Below are 18,059 nucleotides of genomic sequence, written 5' to 3' on the forward strand. Positions count from 1 at the left end.
CACGTATGGATGGCCGGACTCTTTTCCGTGCGCCTGCGGTGTCGCGGACCCTCTCCGATGGGATCGGGCCGCCCACCGGCCCCGAGGCCGCGTCTCGCGCGGCTGAGTGCTGCCGTGCCCCCGAGTAGGACGGCAGCGGTGACGGCAGGAGGTACCACCCCGCCGATGGCGGGGCGTGACCGCCTCCGGGCGGGATCAGCTTTCGGCGAGGATGTGGGACAGCTCCCGGTCGAGGTCGAAGTGGCGGTGTTCGGTGCCGGGTGGCACCGCGGCGTCCGTCCGCTTGAGAAATGACTCAAGCGCCCGGGCCGGGGCTTCCAGCAGGGCTTCTCCTTCCGGAGAGCTCAGCGCGATGCAGACCACCCCTTGCCCGTGGCTGCGGGACGGCCAGACCCGGACGTCGCCGGTACCGGTCGGTCGGTGCAGCCCCTCCGCGAGGAGATCTCGGGCGAACACCCACTCCACGGTCTCGTCGGCGCCCGTGTGGAACGTGGCGTGCACGGCGTAGGGGTCGGCGGTGTCGTAGCGCAGGCCCGCGGGGACGGGCAGTGAGGACTCGCTGGACACGATGAGGCGCAGGTGCAGCTCGCAGCTGACCGTGGTGTTCATAAGCGCCATGGCCTTTCGCTCAGTGTGCGCTCGGGGAATCGCACGTCGGCGAACGGACCATCCCACCCCCAAGCCCGATGTAAACCCCTCTGTCCCGATTCGGGCGCGAGTCGTACCCCTTACGGCGCATTGCGGAATCATCCCGGAGTGGCCCGGTCGGGCATTACCGGGCCGCTTCTTGGTTAGTTTCCTGGCATGACTGTGCGAAACGACAAGACGGCCAAGAACACGGGATCGGGTGAACCGGTCACGTCGGATGACGCGGCCGGCTCCCGCGCCCCGGCGTTCGTCCGCCGCTCGCGGCCGCTGCACCTCGCCTGGCAGGTGGCGATCTTCCTGGCCGGCCTCGCCGTGGTCGTCCTCGGCGTGATCATGCTGCCGCTGCCCGGCCCCGGCTGGGTGGTGATCTTCCTGGGCATGGGGGTCTGGGCCACCGAGTTCGACTGGGCCCGGCTGGTGCTGCGGTGGAGCCGCCGCAAGGTCGCCGAGGCCGCCCGGCGGGCCATGGACCCTCGGGTGCGCCGCCGCAACCTCACCGTCACCGCCATCGGCCTCGCCGCGGTCGTCGGGATCGGCGGCTGGTACTTCGCCCGCTACGGCCTGGCCGTCCCCTGGACGGCGGGCGAGAGCTGAGCCGCCCGGGGCCGGGGGCCGCCGTGACCAGGGTGTTCGGACCACCCTCCGGGATGCGGTAATGTTTTCCCTGCACCCGGGCGATTAGCTCAGCGGGAGAGCACTTCGTTCACACCGAAGGGGTCACTGGTTCGATCCCAGTATCGCCCACCGGACAGCACGCAGGCCCTGACCAGGAAACCGGTCAGGGCCTGCGGCGCGTTCGGGGCCGGCGCTCGCGGGCATCCGTCGGCCGCCGCTACGCCGCCGCCTCGCAGCCGTGTTCGGGCTCCAGCCGGCGGCCGCAGCCGCACCGGGCCGGCCGCAGCGGCCAGGACAGGTCCACCCGCTCCGGCGTCCCCGACCGGTCGAACCAGTTCTGCAGCCCCCGCGCCTGCGCCGCGTGCCAGACCGCCTGCCGCAGGTGCAGCTCCGCCGCCGTCAGCCCGCCCAGCGCCGCCGGGTAGCGGGCGCCTATCCGCCGGGTCAGCGCCAGCGCCGCCGTCGCGTCCGCCGCCGCGTCGTGCGCCCCGGCCAGCTCCACGCCGTAGTGCGCGCACAGGTCGGTCAGCGTCCGACGGCCCTTGCGGTAGCGGTCCACGTGCTTGTCCAGCACCCGCGGATCCAGCACCACCAGCCCGGCCGTGCCCACCCCGTCGGTCAGCGTCAGCCCGTGATGGCGGCGCAGCTCCCGGTCCAGCAGCGTCAGGTCGTACGGCGCGTTCATCACCACCACCGGGCGCCCGGCCCTCGCCTGGTCCGCCAGCGCGCGGGTGACCTCCGCCACCACCGCGCCGACCGGGCGCCCGTGCGTCCGGGCGTGCTCGTCGGTGATGCCGTGCACCGCCCGGGCACCGTCCGGGATCGGGACGCCCGGATCGGCGAGCCAGGTGGTGGTCTGCACCGGCCGACCCGGGGCGAGTTGGACGACCAGGGCGGCCGAGACGATCCGATCGGTCTCGACGTCCACTCCGGTGGTCTCGGTGTCGAAGGAGGCGAGTGGGCCGGTGTACCAGTGCTGCTGCATGACTGCCCCTCAGGCGAGCGTTCCGCGCGCCCGGTTGATACCCGGTTCTGACACCCGTTCAACCGTTTGGCGCAAGCCCGACCGGGGATCCTGCCCGTGGGCCCGTCGTTCCGATCCGGACGGGCCCGGAGCAGGGGGAGGCCACGGGGCGATGGCACTCACGCAGCCGCAGCCCGAGGGAGCGGCGGCCGTTCTACGGGGGAACCTGGCGGTCACCGCCTGCATGGAGACGCTGCAGGTCGGCTACCTGCACGCGGTCGCCGCCGCGGCCGGCTGCTCGCTCTCCCAGCCGTTCCCGGACAACGGGATCGACTGGCAGGTCAGCCACGGCTCCCGGGCGCACGAGGTGGACGACGAGGTCACCATCAAGATCCAGCTGAAGGCCACCCAGCAGATCGCGGCCGATCCGACCGGGCCGTTCTTCAGCTTCACCCTCGACAACGACCACCTGCGCAAGCTCGCCCGGGCGAGGGTCGCCGTGCCGCGCATCCTGGTCGTGATGCTGCTGCCGCGGCGGGTCGACCGCTGGCTGCACGCCCGCCCGGACGCGCTGGAACTGCGGCACTGCTGTTACTGGGTCAACCTGGCCGGCCACCCGGTCACCGGACAGCGGCGCACCAACGTGCGGGTCCCCACCGGCAAGGTCTTCGACGACCGCGCGCTCTGCGACATCATGGCCCGGGTCGGCGCGGGTGGCAGCCCGTGACCGCCCGCCCCGGTCCCGGCCCCGGCAGCGAGGAGCAGCCCCCATGACACCGCCGCACGCACCCGGCGAGCCGGTCCAGGCCCTGCCCGACCCCGCCGCAGTCGACCCGGCGGTGCTCGCCACCCTGCTCGCCCGGCACGGCTGGGTCCGGCGCGGCGGCCCCGCCGCCCGCTACGGCCGCTGGACGCCGCCCGATGACGAGTCCGGCACCAGCGTCCTCGTCCCCGCCGGGGACGGCTTCGACGACGCCGTCGACCTCCTCGCCGACGCCGTCACCGCGCTGTCCCGCTCCTCCACCCCGTCCGCCCGCGCCATCCTGCTCGCACTCGCCGTCCCCGGCGACGAACTGCGCTGGCACCGGGAGCCGGCCGGCCCCGCCGAGGCCGCCACCTGGGACGACGCCGAGCGGCTCCAACGGGCGGCCCGCGCGATGCTCGCCGCCGGGGCCAAGGCCGGCCGGGCCACGGCCGCCTACTTCGGCGCCCGGCTGGACGCCCACGCCGGGGACTTCCTGGACCGCGTCCTGGTCGTCGAGCAGGGCGCGGCCCTCACCGCCTACACCCCCGCGCCCGAGGGCCGGGCCGCCGTCACCACCCTGGTCCGCGCCCTGGAGGCACTGCGCGACGCCGTCGACTACCGCCGGGTCAGCGGGGGGCCCGAGGCCTTCGAGAACGCCGTCCAGGCCGGAGTCAGCCGGGAACTCGTCCAGTCCGTCGAGGACCTGGTCCGCGGCGCGACGGCGACCAGGCTGACCGTCGCCTGGTCCGCCACCGCCGGGACCCCGGGCGGCTTCGGGGACCGCCGGGTCGTCCTCGACTTCTCGCCCGGCGACCTGCCCGCCCTGACCGAGGCCGCCGAACTGCTCGAACGGATCGAGCCCGCCGTCGCCGTCACCGTCGTCGGCGTGGTCGTCCGGCTCAAGCGCGCCGACCCGGCCGGACCGGGCGCGGTACGGCTGCGCGTCCTCGGCGGCGCCGAAGTCCGCGAACTCAAGCTCCGCCTGCCCGACCCCGACTACCGGCTCGCCGCCGAGGCCCACCTCGCGGGCCTGCCGGTCCGGGTCGCCGGCCGGCTGGAGAGCCGCGGCGGCTTCCGCCGGCTCACCCGGCCGCAGGGCCTGGAACTGTGCGGCTGGGAGGACGCCGACCGCGAGCGGCTGCTGAAGTCCCTCGGGGAGGGACTCGGCGAAGAACTCGGCGAAGAGCTCGACGGAGGCCTCGGGGAAGGGGGAGAGGGGGCGTAGGTGCGCGGCCGGGTCGACGCGCTCGGTACCATCGTCACGCGCAGCGCAGTGTTGCGTCCTCTGAATCCAGCACGTCAGGAGAGACCGGTGACGGACGTCCGGGTAATCATCAACCGCGAACCCGATCGGGAAGAGCGCGTGGTGACCACGGGCACTACGGCCGCCGAGCTCTTCGCCGACGACCGCTCGATCATCGCCGCCCGCGTCGGCGGCCAGCTCAAGGACCTCGCCTACGCCGTCCAGGACGGCGACGAGGTCGAGCCGGTCGCGATCGGCAGCAAGGACGGCCTGGACATCCTGCGCCACTCCACCGCGCACGTCATGGCGCAGGCCGTGCAGCAGCTCTACCCCGAGGCCAAGCTCGGCATCGGCCCGCCGGTCAAGGACGGCTTCTACTACGACTTCGACGTCGAGAAGCCCTTCCACCCCGATGACCTCAAGGCCATCGAGAAGCGGATGCAGGAGATCATCAAGCGCGGGCAGAAGTTCTCCCGCCGCGTGGTCACCGACGAGTCCGCCCGCGAGGAGCTGGCCGCCGAGCCGTACAAGCTGGAGCTGATCGGCCTCAAGGGCTCCGCCGCCACCGCCGGCGAGGGCGCCGACGTCGAGGTCGGCGCCGGCGAGCTCACCATCTACGACAACCTGGACGCCAAGACCGGCGAGCAGTGCTGGGGCGACCTCTGCCGCGGCCCGCACCTGCCCAGCACCCGGTACATCCCGGCGTTCAAGCTGATGCGCAACGCGGCCGCCTACTGGCGCGGCAGCGAGAAGAACCCCATGTTGCAGCGCATCTACGGGACCGCCTGGCCGACCAAGGACGAGCTCAAGGCCCACCTCGACTTCCTGATCGAGGCCGAGAAGCGCGACCACCGCAAGCTCGGCAACGAGCTGGACCTCTTCTCCATCCCCGAGGAGATCGGCTCCGGCCTCGCCGTCTTCCACCCCAAGGGCGGCATCATCCGCCGGGCGATGGAGGACTACTCGCGCAAGCGGCACGAGGAAGAGGGCTACGAGTTCGTCTACACCCCGCACGCCACCAAGGGGAAGCTCTTCGAGAAGAGCGGCCACCTCGACTGGTACGCGGACGGTATGTACCCGCCCATGCAGCTCGACGAGGGCGTGGACTACTACCTCAAGCCGATGAACTGCCCGATGCACAACCTGATCTTCGACGCGCGCGGCCGCTCGTACCGTGAACTGCCGCTGCGCCTCTTCGAGTTCGGGACGGTGTACCGCTACGAGAAGTCCGGCGTCGTGCACGGCCTGACCCGCGCCCGCGGCTTCACGCAGGACGACGCGCACATCTACTGCACCCGCGAGCAGATGGCGGAGGAGCTCGACTCGACGCTGACCTTCGTGCTCAACCTGCTCCGCGACTACGGTCTGACCGACTTCTACCTGGAGCTGTCGACCAAGGACCCGGTCAAGTACGTCGGCTCGGACGAGACCTGGGAGGAGGCCACCGCCGTCCTCGCCAGCGTGGCCGAGAAGCAGGGGCTGCCGCTGGTGCCGGACCCGGGCGGCGCGGCCTTCTACGGCCCGAAGATCTCGGTCCAGGCGCGCGACGCGATCGGCCGGACCTGGCAGATGTCGACGATCCAGCTCGACTTCAACCTCCCCGAACGTTTCGATCTTGAGTACACGGCGGCGGACGGCTCGCGCCAGCGGCCGGTCATGATCCACCGCGCGCTGTTCGGCAGCATCGAGCGGTTCTTCGCGGTGCTGCTGGAGCACTACGCCGGCGCCATGCCGCCGTGGCTGGCCCCGGTCACCGTGACGGGCATCCCGATCACCGACGAGCACGTGCCGTACCTGCTGGAGGTCGCGGCCGAGCTGAAGAAGCAGGGGATCCGGGTCGAGGTGGACACCTCGGACGACCGCATGCAGAAGAAGATCAGGAACGCGCAGAGGTCCAAGACGCCGTTCATGCTGATCGCGGGCAACGACGACGTCGAGGCGGGCGCGGTGTCCTTCCGCTACCGCAACGGCGAGCAGAAGAACGGCGTGCCGGTGGCGGACGCCGTCGCCGAGATCGTGGAAGCGGTGAAGAACCGCATCCAGGTGTGACGCCTTCGGACCACCACGCGCGGGGCGGGCTCTTGATGAGTCCGCCCCGCGCGGCTTTGCAAGCAGCGCTGGGCGAATATGCTGATCAGCATGACGACTGAGCCGGAACTGCAGCGGGGCGTCGGGGAGCCGGACGGCTTCCGCCGCCTGTGGACCCCCCATCGGATGGCGTACATCCAGGGTGAGAACAAGCCCACCGGTCCGGCTCCGGACGACGGTTGTCCGTTCTGCTCGATCCCCTCGCTGAGTGACGAGGACGGGCTGGTCATCGCCCGGGGCGCCGCCGTGTTCGCGGTGCTGAACCTGTACCCGTACAACGGCGGCCACTTGATGGTGGTCCCGTACCGGCACGTCGCGGACTACACCGACCTGGACGAGGCGGAGACGGCCGAGCTGGCCGACTTCACCAAGCGGGCGATGACCGCGCTGCGGGCGGCCTCGGGGGCGCACGGGTTCAACATCGGGATGAACCAGGGCACGGCGGCCGGTGCCGGGATCGCGGCGCACCTGCACCAGCACGTGGTGCCGCGCTGGGGCGGGGACACCAACTTCATGCCGGTGGTCGGCCACACCAAGGTGCTGCCGCAACTGCTGGCGGACACCCGGAAGATGCTGGCCGAGGCCTGGCCGCAGGACTGATCGGGAACGCCGGAGGGGCCCGTCACCGCTGAGTCGGTGGCGGGCCCCTCCGGTGTGCGCGGGCCGGGGTTACTCGAACTGGTCGACCTTGTACGGGCGGGTGCCCTGGGCCTCGGACTTGATGATCGACGCGCGGTTCTTGAAGCGGTCGGTGTCCAGGTCGTGCTCCTCCAGGAACTCCAGGGTGGCGGCGTGCACGGCGCCGAGGACCGGGACGGAGGCGTTGAGCGCGTTGTCGGTCATGAACCGGCTGCCCCACGGCGGGCTCGCCCAGGCGTGCCGGAAGCCGAACGGCTCGGGCAGGCCCAGGCCGCCGCCGAGCCAGGAGAGCAGCCCGGGGGCGCGGGTGAGCGGCGCGCGCAGGGCCTGGCGGACCACCTCGTCGTTGTCGATCAGGGGGAGCTTGACGGTGCGCTCCTCCCAGAACTTGCCGGTCTTCTGGACGGTCTTCTCCTTGGCCGAGGGCTTGTCGGAGAAGACGCCGTTGACCGGGCCGAGCGCGTAGCCGGCGACGGTGACGGTGAGGGTGTTGGCGAGCAGGGTGACGGTGATGGTGAAGGTGATGATCAGCTTGCCGTCGAAGGTGATGAACTGGGTGGCGAGGTAGTGCCGGGGGCCGCCGCCGGCGAAGGTCTGCTTGTCGGCGATGGTCTGGAGGGCGAAGTCGCGCATCCGGTCGCCGTCCATGTCGGCGTTGCCGGGGCGGGAGATCTCGTCGGCGTTCTCGCCGATTTCGAGGACCGCCCACTGCTTGACCGTGATGTTGGTCATCCCGCTGTTGGCGACCTCGCTGACGGCGAGCCCCTTGAGGTGCGAGGAGATCTTCCGGACGAGGTCCCAGGGGTGGAAGGCGCGGAAGTCGGAGTGGCCCGCGGCGGGGCGCATCACGTCGACCAGGCGCCATTCGCCCCAGCGCTTGCCGACGCCGAGGATGCCCTTGGGGCCGGCGTAGTGCTGGACGTTGGTCTCCTGCTCGGCCTCCATGCGGGCGAGCTTGTCGCGCAGGTCGACGGCCTTCTTGTCGAGGTCGTCGCGGGGGACGGCCTTGGAGACGGTGGCGGCGACGGAGCTGCCCTCGGCGAGGGCGAGCCAGCGTTCGCGGAGCTCCTTGGTGGAGCGCAGCACGATGCGCCGGGCGAGGATCCCGCCGATGATCGGCGGGATCATGGCGACGCGCAGGTAGATGCCGAGCGGGCCGTTGACGGGGGGCTTGACGAGGAACAGGACGGAGACCACGGCGGCGGCCAGGAGCGCGAGGGCGCCGTAGAGCTCGTCCTGGAGGGCCTTGCCCTTCATGAGGTAGATGCGCAGGTAGAACGCACCGATCCAGATCAGGGTGCCGGGCAGGGCGAGCAGGCCGAAGAGCACGGTGACCACGGTGAGCTTGCGGTCCCGTGCGGCCCGCAACTCCTGTGCGGCCAGGCAGTGTTCGACGATCTGGCGGGTGTCGGTGCCGAACGAGGGCACGATCGGCTTGCGCCCGGCACCGACGGTGCGGGAGATGACGGCGGCGCTGAACGCCTCGCCGAGGTTCGCCTCGAAGAGCTTGAACCGGGGCTTCTTGTGGGTCGCGGCGGTGACCTTGCCGACGAAGTCCTCGATCTTGCCGTCGCGGTACGCGACCGAGGAGAGCGCCGGGGTGACTCCGGTTTGCGGCCCGGCGTCGGTGCGGGGTATCTGCGCACCCGGAGTCATGTCGAGTGTGGTCACGGTGGCGTCCCCTCCTCCCCTTGTCAGCGGCAGGTTATCGTGCCGTGGTGTCGCCGCGCGCATGATCGTCTGAAGTGCCGTCACGATCGGGCCGCGCCCGGGCTTGAGAGGCATGATGCCCAGCTTCGGGCTGGTCGATACCCGGTCTGCGGCGGGTCGTCGGGGTGGGGCAGGATGGCCGTGACGGCGAGGAAGGGAGCCCAGGCGATGGATCCGGTGCTGGTGTTCGACGGGGACTGTTCGTTCTGCTCGTCCTGCGTGCGGTGGGCGGAGCGCTATCTGCGGCAGACGCTGGCCTCGGGGGGCTGGGACGCGGTGCCGTTCCAGTTCGAGGACCTGGCGGCGCTGGACGCGCGCGCGGGCGGGCGGGGCGAGGTGACCGCGGAGCGGGCCGAGCGCGAGGTGCTGTGGGTGACGCCGGCGGGCCGGGTGTACGGGGGCGCGCAGGCGGTGGCGCGGCTGCTGATGCGTTCGGGCGGCGCGTGGGCGTACCTGGGGGCGGTGTTGGCGTCGGCGCCGGTGCGGCCGGTGGCGGGCCTGGCGTACCGCTGGGTGGCGCGCAACCGGCACCGGATGCCGGGGGGTACGGCGGCGTGCGCGCTGCCTCGGCGCCAGGGCGCTCAGTCGGTGTAGCGGGTGGCCAGGGCGGTCGGCATGGGTTCGTGGCGCAGGTAGGCGCGGGAGAACTCGGCGGTGCCGTGGGTGAGCGAGCGCAGGTCGACCGGGTAGCGGACGAGTTCGAGTTCGGGGACCTCGGCGCGCAGCAGGGTCAGGCCGGGGCCGCCGGTCTCGGTGCCGAGGACGCGGCCGCGGCGGGCGGAGAGGTCGCCGAGGACGGCGCCGAGGTAGTCGTCGGGCAGCAGGACGGTGACGGCGGCGACGGGTTCGAGCAGCCGGATGACGGCGTGTTCGGCGGCGTCGCGCAGGGCGAGGGCGGCGGCGGCCTGGAAGGCCGCGTCGGAGGAGTCCACGGAGTGGGCCTTGCCGTCGGTGAGGGTGACCCGGACGTCGACGAGCGGGTGGCCGGTGGCGACGCCCTTGGCGAGCTGGGCGCGCAGGCCCTTCTCGACGGAGGGGATGAAGTGCTTGGGGACGGCGCCGCCGACGACGTGCTCCTGGAACTCGAAGCCGGAGCCGGCCGGGAGGGGTTCGACCTCCAGGTCGCAGATGGCGTACTGGCCGTGGCCGCCGGACTGCTTGACGAGCCGGCCGTGGCCGGCGGCGGCGGTGCCGAAGGTCTCGCGGAGGGCGACCTGGGGTTCGACGGTGTCGACGTGGACGCCGTGCCGGGTGCGCAGGCGGTCGAGGACGACCTCGGCGTGGGCCTCGCCGGTGCACCAGAGGACGAGCTGGTGGGTGGCGGGGTTCTGTTCGAGGCGTAGGGCCGGGTCCTCGGCGGTGAGGCGGGTGAGGGCCTGGGAGAGCTTGTCGTCGTCGGCCTTGCTGTGGGCTTCGACGGCGATCGGGAGCAGGGGCTCGGGGAGGTTCCAGCCGTCGAGGTCGACGGGGTGGCCGGGGTCGTGGACGGTGTCGCCGGCGCGGGCGGTGGTGAGCTTGGCGATGCAGACGAGGTCGCCGGCGACGGCGTGCGGGACGGGCCGCTGGAGCTTGCCGAAGGGGCTGCTGAGGGCGGTGACGCGTTCGTCGCCGTTCTGGTCGGCGCTGTGGGCGGGGCCGGCGAGGTGGATGCGGGTGTCGGGGCGCAGGGTGCCGGCGTACAGGCGCAGCAGGCTGATCCGGCCGACGTAGGTGTCGCCGGTGACGCGGACGACCTGGGCGGCGAGCGGGGCGTCGGGGTCGCAGTCGGGGGCTGGGCGGGTGCGTTCGCTGGGGTCGGGGAAGGTGTGGACGATCAGGTCGAGGAGTTCGGTGGCGCCGAGGCCGTTCTCGCTGGTGGGGACGGCGGGGTGGAGGGCGCAGCCGAGGACTTCGCGGCGCAGGCCGGCTTCGAGGGCGTCGGTGTCGAGGGTGTCGCCGGAGAGGTAGCGCTCCATGAGGGTGTCGTCCTGGCCGGAGATGGCCTCGACGAGGCTGTCGTGGGCGGGCCCGGTGTCGGGCAGCGGGGTGGCCCGGCCGTAGGTGTCGCCGGTGAGCAGGTCGACGCTGCCGTCGGGGCGGCCGTCGTGGAGGACGGGCAGGAAGAGCGGGCGGAGGGTGTCGGGGCCCAGGTCGAAGGCGTCGTGGCAGGCGGTGAGGATGTCGTCGAAGCCGGTGCGGGCGAGGTCGAGTTTGGCGACGGCGATGGCGCGCGGGATGCCTTCGGCGGCGCACTCGCGCCAGAGTGCGCGGGTGGGGGCGGTGACGGGGTCGGTGGCGGAGACGACGAAGACGGCGGCGTCGGCGGCGTGCAGGGCGGCGCGCAGGTCGGCGGTGAAGTCGGGGTGGCCGGGCGGGTCGATCAGGTTGATCTTGACGCCTTTCCATTCGAGCGGGAGCAGCGAGAGCTGGACGGAGCGCTGCTGGTGGTGCTCGATGTCCTCGTGGTCGGAGACGGTGGTGCCGTCGGTGACGCGACCTGCCCGGCCGGTGGCGCCGGAGGCGAGGGCGAGGGATTCGGCGAGGGTGGTCTTGCCCACACCGCTGGAGCCGATGAGGACGACGTTGCGCAGGTCCCGGGGGGCGGTGACGGCGGGCGCCTGGGCGGCTCGTGCCGTGCTGCGGTCGGGCATCGGGGTCTCCTCCCGTCGCGCCGGGGCTGTCCTTCGAAAGTGTAGGTGCGGGTGCTGCGGCGGCGCGTGTCGTACGGGTGGGCGGTGACCGTCCGTGTGTGGGACGTGGCCGGGGTGTCGTCGGGCGGTGCGTGCGACGGAGCGTGCCTCCGGCCTGGCTACGATGGGTGGGCCGGACGGGCTGATCCGTCCGGCCGTCTGCCGCGCGTGTTGCGCCAGGCGGGTACCAGGGAGATCGGAGCGGTCGGGAAGGCCATGCTCAACAAATACGCGCGTGCCTTCTTCACACGTGTTCTGACCCCGTTCGCCGCGTTCCTGATCCGGCTGGGCGTGAGCCCGGACGCCGTGACGCTGATCGGTACGGCCGGTTCGGTGGCCGGTGCGCTGGTGTTCTTCCCGCGCGGGGAGTTCTTCTGGGGCACCATCACGATCACGCTGTTCATCTTCTCGGACCTGGTGGACGGGAACATGGCCCGCCAGCTGGGCCGGAGCACCAGGTGGGGGGCGTTCCTGGACTCCACGCTGGACCGGGTCGCGGATGCGGCGATCTTCGGTGGTCTGGCGATGTGGTACGCGGGCAAGGGTGACGACAACCTGCTGTGCGCGGTGGCGATCTGCTGCCTGGCGAGCGGGCTGGTGGTGTCGTACACCAAGGCGCGGGCGCAGAGCCAGGGGCTGCCGTGCGACGTGTCGGGGCTGGTGGAGCGGGCCGAGCGGCTGGTGGCCAGCCTGGTGGCGGCCGGGGTCGCGGGTCTGCACAAGTTCGGGGTGCCGTACGTGGAGTGGCTGCTGCCGGTGGCGCTGTGGCTGGTCGCGGTGGGCAGTCTGGTGACGGTGGTCCAGCGCATGCTGACCGTGCGCCGGGAGGCGTTCGAGGCCGACCGAGCGGCGGCCGGGAGCTGATGGGGGGCGTCCTGCGGTGACGGACCGACTGGTGTACTGGGCGTACGCGCTGGGCTGGGCGGTGCTGAAGCACCTGCCGGAGCGGGTGGCGCGGGGCCTGTTCGACCGGCTGGCGGACTACGCCTGGCGTCGGCGGGGCAAGCGGGTGCTGCAGTTGGAGGCGAACCTGCGCCGGGTCCGTCCAGGGCTGGACGAGGCGGGCCTGCGGGCGCTGTCCCGGGCCGGGATGCGCTCGTACCTGCGGTACTGGATGGAGTCGTTCCGGCTGCCGGTCTGGAGTCGGGAGCGGGTGGCCCGGGACGTCCGGTCGGAGGGCCTGGAGAACCTGCGAGAGCACATCGAGGCCGGTCGGGGCGCGGTGATCGCGCTGCCGCACATGGGCAACTGGGACCTGGCGGGCACCTGGGTGGCGCAGCTGGGCTTCCCGTTCACCACGGTCGCGGAGCGGTTGAAGCCGGAGCGGCTGTTCGACCGGTTCGTGGAGTTCCGGGAGGGCCAGGGCATGGAGGTCCTGGCGTTGACCGGGGGCGGGGTGAACGTGATCGGCACGCTGGCGCGACGGCTGCGCGAGGGCCGGCTGGTCTGCCTGGTGGGGGACCGGGACCTCTCGGAGGCGGGCGTGGAGGTGTCGTTCTTCGGGGAGGCGACCCGGATGCCGGCCGGTCCGGCGGCGCTGTGCCAGCGCACCGGGGCGGCGCTGCTGCCGGTGACGCTCTGGTACGACGGCCCGGTGATGCGGGCGCGGATCCACCCCGAGGTGCCGGTGCCGCAGGAGGGCGACCGCAAGGAGCGGACGCAGGTGATGACGCAGGCGCTGGCGCAGGTGTGGGAGCAGGCGATCCGCGAGCACCCCGAGGACTGGCACATGCTGCAGCGGTTCTGGCTGGCCGACCTCCCGGTCCGTGAGACGGTGGAGGAGGCGGCCGCGCCGCACTCCGAGGCGGCCCGGGCGGCCGCGCCGGAGCCGGCCGGCGAGCCGGCGGCCGAGGCCTCCGGGTCCTGATCCCGGCCAGCAGGAGTACCCGAAGGAGCATGAGGAACCCGTGAAGATCGGCATCGTCTGCCCGTACGACTGGGACGTCCCCGGTGGGGTGCAGTTCCACATCCGGGACTTGGCCGAGCACCTGATCGGTCTGGGCCACGAGGTCTCGGTGCTGTCGCCGGCCGAGGACGAGGAGGCGCTGCCGCCGTACGTGGTCGGTGCCGGGCGGGCGGTGGCGGTGCCGTACAACGGGTCGGTGGCGCGGCTGAGCTTCGGCGTCCTGTCGGCGGCGCGGACGCGGCGGTGGCTGCACGAGGGCCGGTTCGACATCCTGCACGTGCACGAGCCGGCCGCGCCGAGCGTGTCGATGCTGGCCGCCTGGTCGGCGTCCGGGCCGATGGTGGGGACGTTCCACACCTCCAACCCGCGCTCGCGGGCGATGATCGCGGCCTCGCCGATCCTGCAGCCCGGCCTGGAGAAGATGCGGGCCCGGATCGCGGTGTCGGAGTACGCCCGGCGGACGCTGGTGGAGCACCTGGGCGGCGACGCGGTGGTGATCCCGAACGGCGTGGACGTCGGCTTCTTCGCGGACGCCGAGCCGGACGAGCGCTGGCGCGGCGGCGCGGCGGCGGGGGAGCCGGGCACGATCGGCTTCGTCGGCCGCATCAACGAGCCGCGCAAGGGCCTGCCGACGCTGCTGGCGGCGCTGCCGAAGATCCTGGCCGAGCGGCCGGGCGTGCGGCTGCTGGTGGCGGGCAAGGGGGACGAGGAGGAGGCCGTCGCCGGCCTGGCGCCGGAGGTCCGCCGGCAGGTGGAGTTCCTCGGCATGGTGAGCGACCGCGACAAGGCCCGGCTGCTGCGCAGCGTGGACCTGTACGTGGCGCCGAACACCGGTGGCGAGAGTTTCGGGATCATCCTGGTCGAGGCGATGTCGGCGGGCGCCCCGGTGCTGGCCAGCGACCTGGACGCGTTCAAGCAGGTGCTGGACGGCGGGGACGCGGGCGAGCTGTTCCCGGTGGAGGACGCGGACGCGCTGGCCGCTGCGGCGCTGCGGCTGCTGGGCGATCCGGGGCGGCTGGGGGAGCTGAGCAAGGCCGCTTCGCGGTACGTGCGGCGGTTCGACTGGTCGACGGTCGGCGCGGACATCCTGGCGGTGTACGAGACGGTGGCGGCGGGGGCCGCAGCGGTGGTCGAGGAGGACGTGCGCAGCGGCCGGCGCGGTCGGTTCGGGCTGGCCCGGGACTGAGCCCGGCCGGCCCGGGACTTTTCCGGGGTGCCGGCGGCGTTAGGGTCGGTCGACCGTATTCGGGCACGACGCATGGGGGCACCGATGCCGCAGATCTCCGTCGACTACTCGCCGAGCCTGGCCGGCTCCTTCGACCGCCGGGCGCTGGGCGTGGCGATCAACCGGCTCGCGGTGGGGACGATCGACGCGAAGCCGGAGGCGTGCAAGACGCTGTTCCGGCAGAACGACGACTTCGTGGTGGGGGAGGGCGAGGAGGCCGCCGCGCAGGTGTACGTCGAGTTCCAGATCTTCCCGGGCCGTACGCCGGAGGCTAAGGCGGCGCTCAGCGAGGGCGTGCTGGCGCTGCTGGCCGAGCACGTCGCGCCGGCGCCGGGCACCCGGCTGCACACCGCGGTGAACGTCTCCGACATCGACCGCGGGTCCTACCGGAGCGCGAGCGCGGAGGGCTGAGCCGGTGACACCCGGTAGCGTTGCGCCCCGTGACTACCTGGATCTGGGCCGGCGTGGCCGTGGTGCTGTTCGGCATGTACCTGAGTTGGACGGCCGGTCGGTTGGACCGGCTGCACGCCAGGATCGACGCCGCGCGGGCGGCGCTGGACGCGCAGCTGGTCCGTCGGGCCTCGGTGGCGATGGAGCTGGCCACGTCCTCGCTGCTGGACCCGGCGGCCTCGCTGCTGCTGCTGGACGCGGCGCACGCGGCCCGGCAGGCCGAGGACGACCAGCGTGAGGTGGCGGAGAGCCAGCTGAGCCTGGCGCTGCGGGCGGTGTTCGCCGAGCCGGAGCAGGTGGCGGCGCTGGTGGCGGAGCCGGGCGGCGAGGACGCGGTGCGCGACCTGACGGCGGCGGTGCGCCGGGCGCCGATGGCGCGCCGGTTCCACAACGACGCGGTGCGGGCGGCCCGGGCGGTGCGTGAGCACCGTCTGGTGCGGTACTTCCGGCTGGCGGGGAAGGCTCCGTTCCCGCTGGCGTTCGAGATGGACGATGCTCCGCCGCCCGCGCTCACGCCCGAAGGGGCACCCGCCTAGGCTGTGCTCGGATACGGCCCGTTTGTCGCATCCCGTCGTCCGGGCTGGACTTGGTGGCGCATGGTTGCGTCACCCGTTCCGCCTACCATAGGGCGATAGCACTGGTTCATCTTCGAGTGAGGTCTCACGTGTCCACCACCCCCACCACCGCAGACCAGCCGCAGATCGGTACCGCCCGGGTGAAGCGCGGCATGGCCGAGCAGCTCAAGGGCGGTGTGATCATGGACGTGGTCAACGCCGAGCAGGCCAAGATCGCTGAAGACGCCGGCGCGGTGGCCGTCATGGCGCTGGAGCGGGTTCCGGCCGACATCCGCAAGGACGGCGGCGTGGCCCGGATGTCCGACCCGAACATGATCGAGGAGATCATCGAGGCGGTCTCCATCCCGGTGATGGCCAAGTCGCGGATCGGCCACTTCGTCGAGGCCCAGGTCCTCCAGTCGCTCGGCGTCGACTACATCGACGAGTCCGAGGTGCTGACCCCGGCCGACGAGGTCAACCACTCCGACAAGTGGGCCTTCACCACCCCCTTCGTCTGTGGCGCCACCAACCTGGGCGAGGCCCTGCGCCGCATCGCCGAGGGCGCGGCCATGATCCGCTCGAAGGGCGAGGCCGGCACCGGCAACGTCGTCGAGGCGGTCCGCCACCTGCGCCAGATCAAGAACGAGATCGCCAAGCTGCGCGGCTTCGACAACAACGAGCTGTACGCCGCCGCCAAGGAGCTGCGCGCCCCGTACGAGCTCGTCAAGGAGGTCGCCGAGCTCGGCAAGCTGCCGGTCGTGCTGTTCTCCGCCGGTGGCGTGGCCACCCCGGCCGACGCCGCGCTGATGCGCCAGCTCGGTGCCGAGGGCGTCTTCGTCGGCTCGGGCATCTTCAAGTCGGGCGACCCGGCCAAGCGCGCCGCCGCCATCGTGAAGGCCACCACCTTCTTCGACGACCCGAAGATCATCGCGGACGCCTCCCGCAACCTCGGCGAGGCCATGGTCGGCATCAACTGCGACACCCTGCCGGAGACCGAGCGCTACGCCAACCGCGGCTGGTAGTCGCCCCCTGTGCCGGCCCGCCGCAGCGCATTGGCGCGCGGCGGGCCGCGTCACGTACATCCGTAGAACGATCGAACGAGGTTGAAGACCGTGAGCACTCCAGTCATCGGCGTCCTCGCCCTCCAGGGTGACGTCCGCGAGCACCTGGTCGCGCTGGCCGAGGCCGACGCGCTCGCCCGCCCGGTGCGCCGTGCCGAGGAGCTGGCCGAGGTCGACGCGCTGGTGATCCCCGGCGGGGAGTCCACCACCATGTCCAAGCTGGCGCTGCTGTTCGGCGTGATGGACCCGCTGCGCGAGCGGGTCGCCGCCGGGATGCCGGTGTACGGCACCTGCGCGGGCATGATCATGCTGGCCGACAAGATCCTGGACGGCCGGGACGACCAGGAGACCGTCGGCGGCATCGACATGACCGTGCGCCGCAACGCCTTCGGCCGCCAGAACGAGTCCTTCGAGTCCGGTGTCGCCTTCGAGGGCCTGGGCGACGCGCCGGTGCACGGCGTCTTCATCCGGGCCCCCTGGGTCGAGGGCGTCGGCGCGGGTGTCGAGGTGCTGGCCGAGCTGCCCGCCGCGGACGGTCCGGAGAGCCGGATCGTGGCCGTGCGCCAGGGCAACCTGCTGGCGACCTCCTTCCACCCGGAGCTCACCGGCGACCACCGGGTGCACGCCTACTTCGTCGCGATGGTCGAGGAGCACCTGGGACGGCGCTGACCGTGTGCGCCTTTCCGGTGACGACACCGGTAAGATCTCATCTGTTTCATTTCCCTTTGGCGACGTAAAGGAGCTGGCGAATGTCCGGCCACTCTAAGTGGGCTACCACCAAGCACAAGAAGGCCGTGATCGACGCCAAGCGCGGCAAGCTCTTCGCCAAGATGATCAAGAACATCGAGGTGGCGGCGCGCACCGGCGGTTCCGACCCGGCCGGCAACCCGACCCTCTACGACGCCATCCAGAAGGCGAAGAAGAGCTCGGTCCCGATCGACAACATCAACCGCGCCGTCAAGCGCGGTGGCGGTCTGGAGGCCGGCGGCGCCGACTACCAGACGATCATGTACGAGGGCTACGGCCCGAACGGCGTCGCCGTCCTGATCGAGTGCCTCACCGACAACCGCAACCGCGCCGCCTCCGACGTGCGCGTCGCGATGACCCGCAACGGCGGCTCGATGGCCGACCCGGGCTCGGTGTCGTACCTGTTCACCCGCAAGGGCGTCGTGATCGTCCCCAAGGCTGACGGCGTGGACGAGGACAAGCTCTTCGAGGTCGTCCTCGACCAGGAGCCCGAGGAGATCAACGACCTCGGCGACTCGTTCGAGATCGTCTCCGAGGCCACCAAGATGGTCGCCGTGCGCACCGCGCTGGTGGACGCCGGTGTCGACTACGACTCGGCCGAGGCCAACTTCCTCCCGAGCATGCAGGTCGAGCTGGACGTCGACGGCGCCCGCAAGATCCTCAAGCTGATCGACGTGCTGGAGGACAGCGACGACGTGCAGAACGTCTTCGCCAACTTCGACATCTCCGACGAGGTCGGTGCGCAGCTCGACGCCGAGTGATCGTTCTCACTCCCCGGCCCGGCGGTCTCCCGAC

18 protein-coding genes and 1 tRNA gene are annotated in these 18,059 nt (G+C 72.1%); 15 read left to right on the plus strand and 4 right to left on the minus strand.

Features of this window, described 5'->3' with window-relative positions; genetic code table 11:
* Positions 1-195: 195 nt before the first annotated feature.
* Entirely contained in the window at positions 196-609 is a 414-nt protein-coding gene (locus ACFV6I_RS11505; protein WP_030056266.1) for an SsgA family sporulation/cell division regulator, read from the minus strand.
* Positions 610-804: 195 nt separating this feature from the next.
* Between ACFV6I_RS11505 and ACFV6I_RS11510 the strand changes: the two genes are divergently transcribed.
* Together ACFV6I_RS11510 and ACFV6I_RS11515 are read left to right on the plus strand one after the other, a co-directional pair.
* Positions 805-1,242, plus strand: coding sequence for a TIGR02611 family protein (locus tag ACFV6I_RS11510; protein WP_380424678.1), 438 nt, complete (start codon positions 805-807; stop codon positions 1,240-1,242).
* Between the two features lie 78 nt (positions 1,243-1,320).
* A tRNA-Val gene (locus ACFV6I_RS11515) sits at positions 1,321-1,392 on the plus strand.
* Positions 1,393-1,480: 88 nt separating this feature from the next.
* On the opposite strand, the gene ACFV6I_RS11520 is transcribed toward ACFV6I_RS11515, so the two are convergent.
* Entirely contained in the window at positions 1,481-2,248 is a 768-nt protein-coding gene (locus tag ACFV6I_RS11520) for an exonuclease domain-containing protein (protein WP_380377232.1), read from the minus strand.
* A 151-nt stretch (positions 2,249-2,399) separates the two neighbouring features.
* Here ACFV6I_RS11520 and ACFV6I_RS11525 point away from each other — a divergent pair, with 151 nt between their 5' ends.
* The 4 genes from ACFV6I_RS11525 to ACFV6I_RS11540 all read left to right on the plus strand — a co-directional run bounded on the left by ACFV6I_RS11525 (position 2,400) and on the right by ACFV6I_RS11540 (position 6,903).
* A complete protein-coding gene (locus ACFV6I_RS11525; protein ID WP_063346819.1) occupies positions 2,400-2,954 on the plus strand; it encodes a DUF4365 domain-containing protein in 555 nt (184 codons plus the stop codon).
* A 43-nt stretch (positions 2,955-2,997) separates the two neighbouring features.
* A complete protein-coding gene (locus ACFV6I_RS11530; protein WP_363372812.1) occupies positions 2,998-4,197 on the plus strand; it encodes a hypothetical protein in 1,200 nt (399 codons plus the stop codon).
* 87 nt (positions 4,198-4,284) lie between these two features.
* A complete protein-coding gene (gene thrS / locus ACFV6I_RS11535; protein ID WP_380344302.1) occupies positions 4,285-6,264 on the plus strand; it encodes a threonine--tRNA ligase in 1,980 nt (659 codons plus the stop codon).
* Positions 6,265-6,342: 78 nt separating this feature from the next.
* Complete coding sequence (locus ACFV6I_RS11540; RefSeq protein WP_063346816.1) at positions 6,343-6,903, plus strand: HIT domain-containing protein; 561 nt, start codon at positions 6,343-6,345, stop codon at positions 6,901-6,903.
* Between the two features lie 69 nt (positions 6,904-6,972).
* On the opposite strand, the gene ACFV6I_RS11545 is transcribed toward ACFV6I_RS11540, so the two are convergent.
* Complete coding sequence (locus ACFV6I_RS11545; RefSeq protein WP_380424682.1) at positions 6,973-8,613, minus strand: hypothetical protein; 1,641 nt, start codon at positions 8,611-8,613, stop codon at positions 6,973-6,975.
* Positions 8,614-8,820: 207 nt separating this feature from the next.
* On the opposite strand from ACFV6I_RS11545, the gene ACFV6I_RS11550 reads away from it, so the two are divergent.
* Positions 8,821-9,246 (plus strand): thiol-disulfide oxidoreductase DCC family protein, encoded by a 426-nt coding sequence (locus ACFV6I_RS11550; protein WP_063350974.1) that lies wholly within the window; start codon positions 8,821-8,823, stop codon positions 9,244-9,246.
* Here ACFV6I_RS11550 and ACFV6I_RS11555 read toward each other — a convergent pair.
* Complete coding sequence (locus ACFV6I_RS11555; protein ID WP_063346815.1) at positions 9,234-11,282, minus strand: elongation factor G-like protein EF-G2; 2,049 nt, start codon at positions 11,280-11,282, stop codon at positions 9,234-9,236. The genes ACFV6I_RS11550 and ACFV6I_RS11555 overlap by 13 nt on opposite strands.
* Positions 11,283-11,537: 255 nt before the next feature.
* Here ACFV6I_RS11555 and pgsA point away from each other — a divergent pair, with 255 nt between their 5' ends.
* The 8 genes from pgsA (at position 11,538) to ACFV6I_RS11595 (ending at position 18,025) form a co-directional block, all read left to right on the plus strand.
* Positions 11,538-12,185 (plus strand): phosphatidylinositol phosphate synthase, encoded by a 648-nt coding sequence (pgsA, locus tag ACFV6I_RS11560; RefSeq protein ID WP_063346814.1) that lies wholly within the window; start codon positions 11,538-11,540, stop codon positions 12,183-12,185.
* Between the two features lie 16 nt (positions 12,186-12,201).
* Entirely contained in the window at positions 12,202-13,188 is a 987-nt protein-coding gene (locus ACFV6I_RS11565; RefSeq protein WP_380424685.1) for a phosphatidylinositol mannoside acyltransferase, read from the plus strand.
* 40 nt (positions 13,189-13,228) lie between these two features.
* Positions 13,229-14,413 (plus strand): glycosyltransferase family 4 protein, encoded by a 1,185-nt coding sequence (locus ACFV6I_RS11570; protein WP_063346813.1) that lies wholly within the window; start codon positions 13,229-13,231, stop codon positions 14,411-14,413.
* A gap of 84 nt (positions 14,414-14,497) precedes the next feature.
* Positions 14,498-14,863: a 5-carboxymethyl-2-hydroxymuconate Delta-isomerase gene (locus ACFV6I_RS11575; RefSeq protein WP_380344290.1), complete on the plus strand. Its 366-nt coding sequence runs from the start codon at positions 14,498-14,500 to the stop codon at positions 14,861-14,863.
* 74 nt (positions 14,864-14,937) lie between these two features.
* A complete protein-coding gene (locus ACFV6I_RS11580; protein ID WP_063350972.1) occupies positions 14,938-15,438 on the plus strand; it encodes a hypothetical protein in 501 nt (166 codons plus the stop codon).
* Between the two features lie 128 nt (positions 15,439-15,566).
* On the plus strand, positions 15,567-16,478 hold the full coding sequence (gene pdxS / locus ACFV6I_RS11585) for a pyridoxal 5'-phosphate synthase lyase subunit PdxS (RefSeq protein ID WP_063346811.1): 912 nt from the start codon (positions 15,567-15,569) through the stop codon (positions 16,476-16,478).
* 90 nt (positions 16,479-16,568) lie between these two features.
* On the plus strand, positions 16,569-17,186 hold the full coding sequence (pdxT, locus tag ACFV6I_RS11590; RefSeq protein WP_063350971.1) for a pyridoxal 5'-phosphate synthase glutaminase subunit PdxT: 618 nt from the start codon (positions 16,569-16,571) through the stop codon (positions 17,184-17,186).
* An 80-nt stretch (positions 17,187-17,266) separates the two neighbouring features.
* Positions 17,267-18,025: a YebC/PmpR family DNA-binding transcriptional regulator gene (locus ACFV6I_RS11595; RefSeq protein WP_380424687.1), complete on the plus strand. Its 759-nt coding sequence runs from the start codon at positions 17,267-17,269 to the stop codon at positions 18,023-18,025.
* Positions 18,026-18,059 lie beyond the last annotated feature (34 nt).

The sequence above is a fragment of the Kitasatospora sp. NPDC059803 genome, assembly GCF_042732255.1.
Lineage (GTDB): Bacteria > Actinomycetota > Actinomycetes > Streptomycetales > Streptomycetaceae > Kitasatospora.